General features: G+C 73.2%; 6 protein-coding genes and 1 tRNA gene. 5 read left to right on the top strand and 2 right to left on the bottom strand.

Features of this window, described 5'->3' with window-relative positions; translation table 11 throughout:
- Positions 1-100: 100 nt before the first annotated feature.
- Positions 101-184, top strand: a tRNA-Leu gene (locus tag HMPREF3105_RS01720).
- A 174-nt stretch (positions 185-358) separates the two neighbouring features.
- On the opposite strand, the gene HMPREF3105_RS01715 is transcribed toward HMPREF3105_RS01720, so the two are convergent.
- Positions 359-709: a universal stress protein gene (locus HMPREF3105_RS01715; protein WP_043278910.1), complete on the bottom strand. Its 351-nt coding sequence runs from the start codon at positions 707-709 to the stop codon at positions 359-361.
- A gap of 176 nt (positions 710-885) precedes the next feature.
- Between HMPREF3105_RS01715 and HMPREF3105_RS01710 the strand changes: the two genes are divergently transcribed.
- From HMPREF3105_RS01710 to tctA, 3 genes are read left to right on the top strand one after another with little or no spacing between them, the layout of a single operon-like run.
- Positions 886-1893, top strand: coding sequence for a tripartite tricarboxylate transporter substrate binding protein (locus HMPREF3105_RS01710; protein ID WP_020624448.1), 1008 nt, complete (start codon positions 886-888; stop codon positions 1891-1893).
- Positions 1890-2450, top strand: a complete 561-nt coding sequence (locus HMPREF3105_RS01705; protein ID WP_020624449.1) for a tripartite tricarboxylate transporter TctB family protein — start codon at positions 1890-1892, stop codon at positions 2448-2450. Before HMPREF3105_RS01710 ends, HMPREF3105_RS01705 begins: the two co-directional genes overlap by 4 nt.
- Before the next feature lies 1 nt (position 2451).
- Entirely contained in the window at positions 2452-3957 is a 1506-nt protein-coding gene (gene tctA, locus HMPREF3105_RS01700; RefSeq protein WP_002858211.1) for a tripartite tricarboxylate transporter permease TctA, read from the top strand.
- Between the two features lie 111 nt (positions 3958-4068).
- On the opposite strand, the gene HMPREF3105_RS01695 is transcribed toward tctA, so the two are convergent.
- Positions 4069-5034 carry an HpcH/HpaI aldolase/citrate lyase family protein gene (locus HMPREF3105_RS01695; RefSeq protein ID WP_052520044.1) on the bottom strand — a complete coding sequence of 322 codons (966 nt, stop codon included), beginning with the start codon at positions 5032-5034 and terminating at the stop codon, positions 4069-4071.
- A 344-nt stretch (positions 5035-5378) separates the two neighbouring features.
- On the opposite strand from HMPREF3105_RS01695, the gene HMPREF3105_RS01690 reads away from it, so the two are divergent.
- The coding region (locus HMPREF3105_RS01690; RefSeq protein ID WP_070708626.1) for a Glu/Leu/Phe/Val family dehydrogenase at positions 5379-6643 on the top strand (1265 nt) is incomplete at its 3' end.

Genomic DNA, 6643 nt, shown 5'->3' with positions numbered 1-6643 from the left:
GTCGGGGCCGATTTGCACGCCCGGGCGGGCGGGGGTTAGAGTATTCCTCGCTGCCTGTGACGGTCGCCGGATGTCCGGGGCCGAGAGCAGGAGGCCGCTCGCGCGAGTGGCGGAATTGGTAGACGCGCTGGCTTCAGGTGCCAGTGTTCGCAAGGACGTGGGGGTTCAAGTCCCCCCTCGCGCACCGAGGACGAAGGCCCCGGAACCGTGTGGTTCCGGGGCCTTCGGCGTTCCCGGGCTGGTCCCACTCACCGGTTGGGGGCGGTTTCGGGCGGTATCCACGCCGAATACCGCCCGAAACCGCCCCCAAACGCCGCGGGGTGGGCCGGGCGCAGGGCCGCCCGCCCGACGCCGGCCCTCACGGCTTGACGCACACCACCGGGACGCGCGCCTCGAGGATGATCTGCTGCGCGGCCGATCCCAGCAGCAGCTTGCCCACGGGGGAGCGGTGCTTCACGCCCACCACGATCCGGCTCGCGCCCACGCGCTCGGCGTGCTCGAGCAGGTCGCCGACGGCGTCCCGGCCGCGCTCCTGGGCGTGCGCCACGGACACGCCGACGCCGGCCTCGCGTGCCTCCGCCTCGTCCGGCTCGGTCCCGTCGAGGGAGAACCAGACCACGTCCTCTCCGCGCAGGGCCGCCTCCGCCAGGGCGGCCCGCCAGGCCGCGGCGCTCTCGGGGGTGCTGGTTCCGGTGCTGATGATCGTCATGGGGACCACTGTGCGTCATGGGCGCGGTCCCCGTCACCACCCGGGCCGGTTGTCGTCGGTCACTCTGCGGACGCGGAGCGCACGCAGCCTCGTCGCGCTGTTACGGTGACCTCCACCACTCGCACCTGTCCCCGGCGCCACTCCCTGGCGGCGGGGTGTCTCTGTTAGGAACCGCCATGTCCTCCACCTCCCCCGACGGCCCCCCGCGCCGACGCACGGGGATCGGCCGGATCGTCTTCAGCGTGATCGCGGTGCTCACCGTGCTCGCGGCCTCCGCCTTCTCCATCCGCTCGGCCTCGGGAGGGAACGACATCCGCACCAACCTGACCCTCATCGCCCCCGCGGCCGCCGGCGGCGGCTGGGACTCGTTCCAGCGCGAGCTGCAGCAGACCATGCGCGTCAACGGGCTGGTGAACAACGTCCAGGTGGTCAACATCCCCGGTGCCGGCGGCAACATCGCCCTCGGCCAGCTGACCACGCTCGAGGACGCGAACAACCTCATGGTGGGCGGCACCGGCCAGATCGCCGCCCACGCGGCCCGTGGCACCGGCCCCGAGCTCTCCCAGGTCACCGCGGTCAGCCGCGTCGTCGAGGAATACAGCCTCGTGGTGGTCCCGGCGGACTCGCCGTACCAGAGCATGGACGACCTGGTGAGCGCCTGGCGCGCCGACCCCGCCCACGTGGCGTGGACCGGCGGCGGCTCCTTCGACCAGCTCGTCATGGCGGACATCGCCCGCACGGCCGGCGTGCCGGTCGCGGACACCACCTACATCCCGTCCGACGGCGGCGGCGAGGCCATCCAGGCCCTGCTCAACGGCACCGCCCAGGCCTCCGCCGGCGGCTTCGCGGACATCTACCCGCAGGTCGAGGCCGGCCGACTGCGCGCCCTCGGCGTGGTGGCGGCCGAGCCGCTGGCCGGCGTCGAGGAGATCCCGACCCTGCGCTCCCAGGGCTACGACGTCACGCTCACCAACTGGCGCGCCCTGTTCGTGCCGCCGGGCGTCTCCGCGGAGGAGCGCACCGAGCTCGAGACCCTCATCGCCGAGGCGGTCGACACCCCCGAGTGGAAGGAGGCGGTGCAGCGCAACTACTGGAACCCCGTGCCCCTCTCCGGCACCGAACTCGAGGAGTTCATCGCCGCCGAGAAGGAGCGCATCGGCACGCTGACGGAGGAGATCAAGTGAGCCACGCATCCACCGTCCCCCCCGCCGCCGACGCCCCCTCCCGCTGGGGACGCGCCGCCGGGCTCTCCGGACTCGTCATGCCGGCCGTGCTGGCCGCGTTCAGCCTCTACCTGCTGCTGGGGTCCCTGACCATGGACACCGACGGCGCCGACTTCCCCGGCCCGGACTTCTTCCCGCTGATCCTCTCGGTCGCGGGCCTCGTGATCGCCGCCGCGCTCGCGGTGGAGGTCGTGCGCGTGCGCCAGGCCCCCGAGGGTCAGGCCGACGCGGACGGCGAGGTCGGCCAGGCGGCCGGCCCGCTGACCCTGTTCCACTCGGACTTCGGCGCGCTGGCCTGGTGCTTCCTCGGCTTCCTCGCGTTCGCCGTCCTGCTGCCCTGGCTGGGGTGGATCCTCGCCGGGGCGCTGCTGTTCTGGTGCGTCACGCGCGCGTTCGGCGCCCCGCACCCCGTGTTCGACATCCTCGTCGCCCTGTTCGTCTCCTCGCTGGCCTACCTCGGCTTCGCGGTGGCCCTGGGCCTGACCCTGCCCTCGGGCATCCTGGGAGGTGGCTTCTGACATGGAGACCCTCGGACTCCTCATGGAGGGCTTCGCCGGAGCCCTCACCCCGATGAACCTGCTCTGGGTGGTGCTGGGCTGTCTGCTCGGCACCGCGGTCGGCGTGATGCCCGGACTCGGCTCCTCGATGGCCGTGGCCCTGCTGCTGCCCATGACCTTCGCCCTCGAGCCCACCGCCGCGTTCATCATGTTCTCCGGCGTGTACTTCGGCGGCCTCTTCGGCGACTCCACGATGGCCATCCTCATGAACACCCCCGGCCAGGCCTCGGCCATCGCTTCCACGTTCGAGGGCCACCGCATGGCCCAGGACGGCCGGGCGGCCCAGGCCCTGGCGACGGCGGCGCTCGGCGCCTTCATCGGCGGCATGGTGGCCTCGGTGTGCGTCGTGTTCCTCGCCCCCGTCCTGGCGGAGTTCTCCACGAGCTTCGGCCCCGCGGAGTACTTCGCGCTCGCGCTCTTCGCCTTCGTGGCCACCTCCTCGGTGGTCGCCGACTCGGTGCTGCGCGGCCTGGCCTCCCTGGTGCTGGGACTGGGCATCGCCGTCGTCGGGATCGATGCGGTGACCGGCACCGAGCGCTTCACGATGGGCTCCCCGCAGCTGTTCGACGGCATCCCGCTCGTGACCGTCACGGTGGCGATCCTCGCGCTCGGCGAGGTGTTCCACGTGGCCTCCCGGGTGCGCCGCGAGCACGAGGACCTGCGCATCCGTCGCACCGGCCGGCCGTGGCTGTCGGGCGCCGAGTTCCGCGAGGCCGCCCCGGCGTGGCTGCGCGGCACGGCGATCGGCCTGCCGTTCGGCATCGTGCCGGTGGGCGGCTCCGAGGTGCCGACGTTCCTGGCGTACTCGGCCGAGCGGCGCCTGGACCGGCGCCGGGCGCATCCGCAGTTCGGCCGCGGCGCGATCCGCGGGCTGGCGGCCCCGGAGGCCGCGGGCAACTCGACCACCGGCATGGCGATGGGCGCGCTGCTCACGCTCGGCCTGCCCGTCTCCGCGACGGCGGCCATCATGCTGGCGGCGTTCCGCCAGTACGGGCTGCAGCCCGGCCCCCTGCTGTTCGACCGCAGCCCGGACCTCGTGTGGGCGCTGCTGGCGAGCTTCTTCATCGCGATGATCGTGCTGCTGGCGATCAACCTGCCGTTCGCGCAGCTGTGGGCCAAGCTCCTGCTCATCCCGAAGCACTACCTCTACGCGGGGATCACGCTGTTCTGCGGGCTGGGCATCTACGCCACCACGGGCGCGGTGTTCGACCTGCTGATGCTGCTGGGGATCGGCGTGCTGGGCTTCCTGATGAGGCGGTACGGCTACCCGCTGGCGCCGCTGATGATCGGCATGGTGCTCGGCCCGCTGGCGGAGACCAGCCTGCGCGACGCCCTGCTCAGCTCGGTGGGCGACCCGGCCGTGCTCGTCTCCACCCCCATCACGTGGGTGATCTACGGGATCCTGGCGATCGTGCTGGCGTTCTCGGTGCGGGCCGCCGTCGTGCGCCGGACGCGCCAGGACGTGTGAGCGGAGGCGGGATCCGCACCCCCCGAGGCAACGCGGGTTGAGTTGTCACCGGTGTGCGGCCTCCGCACCCGTGACAACTCAACCCGCGTTTCTGGTGGGCGGCGGCCCCGCTCAGTAGTGGTACGTGTCCGACGGCGCCGTGATCGCGTTGTCCTGGTCCGGGTACCGCGTGGAGCGCACCCCGAACGCGGTGGCCAGCCCGAGGATCTTCTCCGCGCGCGCCTTGCGGGGCAGGTCGGAGCCGTTGCGGATCTCGCCGCCGTCGGCCTCGAAGTCCGCGAGGAACTCGTGGGCCCACGCCAGCTCCTCCTGGGACGGGCTGAGCCCCTCGTTCACGGCCGCGCACTGCTCCGGCGCGAGGCACAGCTTGCCGGTCATGCCGAACTCCGCGGTCACCGCCGTCGCCTCGGCGAGCTTCACGCCGGTGGAGCCCACGGTGGGCCCGTCGATCGCGCCCGGCAGCCCCGTGGCCTTCGCCGCGATCGTGAACTGGGACCGCGTGTACGCCAGCGCCATCGGCGACTCGCCCAGGCCGGTGTCACGGCGGAAGTCGCCGATCCCGAAGGCCAGCCGGAACGTGCCCTTCGCGGCGGCGATCGAGTCGATCCGCTGCAGCCCGCGCGCCGTCTCCACGAGCGCCACGACGGGCACCCCGGGCAGCCGCCGGGCGGTCTCGTTCACGTGGTCCGTGGACTCCACCATCGCCAGCACGACGCCGGCCAGGCCGCCCTCGGCGACCGGCCCGCCCAGGTGCGCGGGCAGGGCCGCGGCGAGCGCCTCGACGTCCTGCTCCCACCACCGCGAGCCGTAGCCGTTGAGCCGCACCCAGCCGGTGTGCCCGGAGGTCAGCCAGGCGACGGCGTCCCCGCGGGCCTGGTCCTTGTCCTTGGGGGCCACGGCGTCCTCGATGTCGAGGATGACGATGTCCGCGGCCGAGTCCTCGGCGGGCTGGAACCGTTCGGGCTGGGCGGCGTTGACCAGCAGCCAGGAGCGGGCGAGCTCCGGGTCGATGCGCTGGCCGGGCACGGGCTGGAACGCGGGGGAGGGGGTGATCGCGGCGGGCAGGGTCACGGTCATGAGGGGCTCCTTCACGGGGCTGGGGCGTCGGGCCGACGTCGCGGGCGGGGTGCCTCGCGCGGCGGACGGCCGGGGGCCGGACCAGGTGGGCCCTGAGCGAGCGGCGTCGGTTCGACGCCGAAGGGCGCCGCGGGTGTGCGGCGCGTCCACAGCACAGTACACGCCGCTGTGTCCGGCGTCACCCGGGCGGTCGCGGATCTCGGCTCAGCGGGGGTGACGGGTGACCGGGGAGCGCGTAGCGTTCATCGGGGTCCGGACGACGTCGGCCGCGCAATGGGGCGCGGCACTCCGCGCGTCGGTCGGGCCGCGACACATCCCTTCCCACCGGACCACGAGGACGCTCAATGACGAGGATCCCCGCCGAGGACGAGGCCGTGACGGCCCCGTCCTCCCCGCTCGACAACGCCCTGGCCCAGCTCTCCGCCGCCGTGAAGACGCTCGGCTACGACGAGGGCCTGCACCAGATGCTCGCCGCCCCCCGCCGCGAGATGGCCGTCTCCATCCCCCTGCGCCGCGACGACGGCTCCACCGAGGTGCTCCGCGGCTACCGCGTGCAGCACAACTTCTCCCGCGGCCCGGCCAAGGGCGGCGTGCGCTTCAGCCTGGACGTGGACCTGGACGAGGTCCGCGCACTGGCCATGTGGATGACCTGGAAGTGCGCCCTGCTGGACGTGCCCTACGGCGGCGCCAAGGGCGGGGTGACCATCGACCCGCGCCAGTACTCGAAGGCCGAGCTCGAGCGCGTCACCCGCCGCTACACCTCCGAGATCCAGCCGATCATCGGCCCCGAGGTGGACATCCCCGCCCCGGACGTGGGCACGGACGAGCAGACCATGGCCTGGATGATGGACACCTACTCGGTGAACGTCGGCCACACCACGCTCGGCGTGGTCACCGGCAAGCCCGTCGCGCTCGGCGGCTCGCTGGGCCGCGCCTCCGCCACCTCGGCGGGCGTGGTCCACGTGGCGCTCGCCGCGCTCGAGCACCTCGGCATCGAGCCGTCGCAGGCGACGGCGGCGGTCCAGGGCTTCGGCAAGGTCGGCGCCGGCACGGTCGAGCTGCTCGAGGCGGCCGGCGTGAAGGTCGTGGCCGTGTCCGACCAGTACGGCGCCGTGCGCGACGACGAGGGCCTGCACTACGACGCCCTGCAGAAGCAGCTCTGGGACACCGGCTCCGTGAAGGACACCCCCGGCACCGAGCCCATGGACGCGGACGAACTGCTCGAGATGGACGTGGACCTCGTGGTCCCGGCCGCCGTGCAGTCCGTGCTGACCGAGGAGAACGCCCCGCGCGTGCGCGCCCGGCTGGTCGTGGAGGGCGCCAACGGCCCCACCACGGGCGAGGCCGACCGCATCCTCTCCGAGAAGGGCGTCCTGGTCGTCCCGGACATCCTGGCCAACGCCGGCGGCGTGATCGTCTCCTACTTCGAGTGGGTCCAGGCGAACCAGGCCTACTGGTGGAGCCGCGAGGAGGTGGACGAGCGCCTGAAGCAGCGCATGGTCGCCGCGTGGCAGGCCGTGCTGGCCACCTCCGAGAGCCGCCGCGTGAGCCTGCGCGAGGCCGCCACCCTGACCGCCGTGCAGCGCGTTGAAGCCCGCCGCGGTGACCA

Source organism: Micrococcus sp. HMSC31B01, from assembly GCF_001816085.1.
Classification (GTDB): domain Bacteria; phylum Actinomycetota; class Actinomycetes; order Actinomycetales; family Micrococcaceae; genus Micrococcus; species Micrococcus luteus.
The sequence above is the reverse complement of the archived record's forward strand: the minus strand, read 5'-3'. Positions and strand labels throughout refer to the sequence as shown.

Bases quoted from the DNA above. Each gene is read 5' to 3' on its own strand.
- HMPREF3105_RS01715 (WP_043278910.1), bottom strand. From the start codon at position 709: ATGACGATCATCAGCACCGGAACCAGCACCCCCGAGAGCGCCGCGGCC.
- HMPREF3105_RS01710 (WP_020624448.1), top strand. From the start codon at position 886: ATGTCCTCCACCTCCCCCGACGGCCCCCCGCGCCGACGCACGGGGATC.
- tctA (WP_002858211.1), top strand. From the start codon at position 2,452: ATGGAGACCCTCGGACTCCTCATGGAGGGCTTCGCCGGAGCCCTCACC.
- HMPREF3105_RS01695 (WP_052520044.1), bottom strand. From the start codon at position 5,034: ATGACCGTGACCCTGCCCGCCGCGATCACCCCCTCCCCCGCGTTCCAG.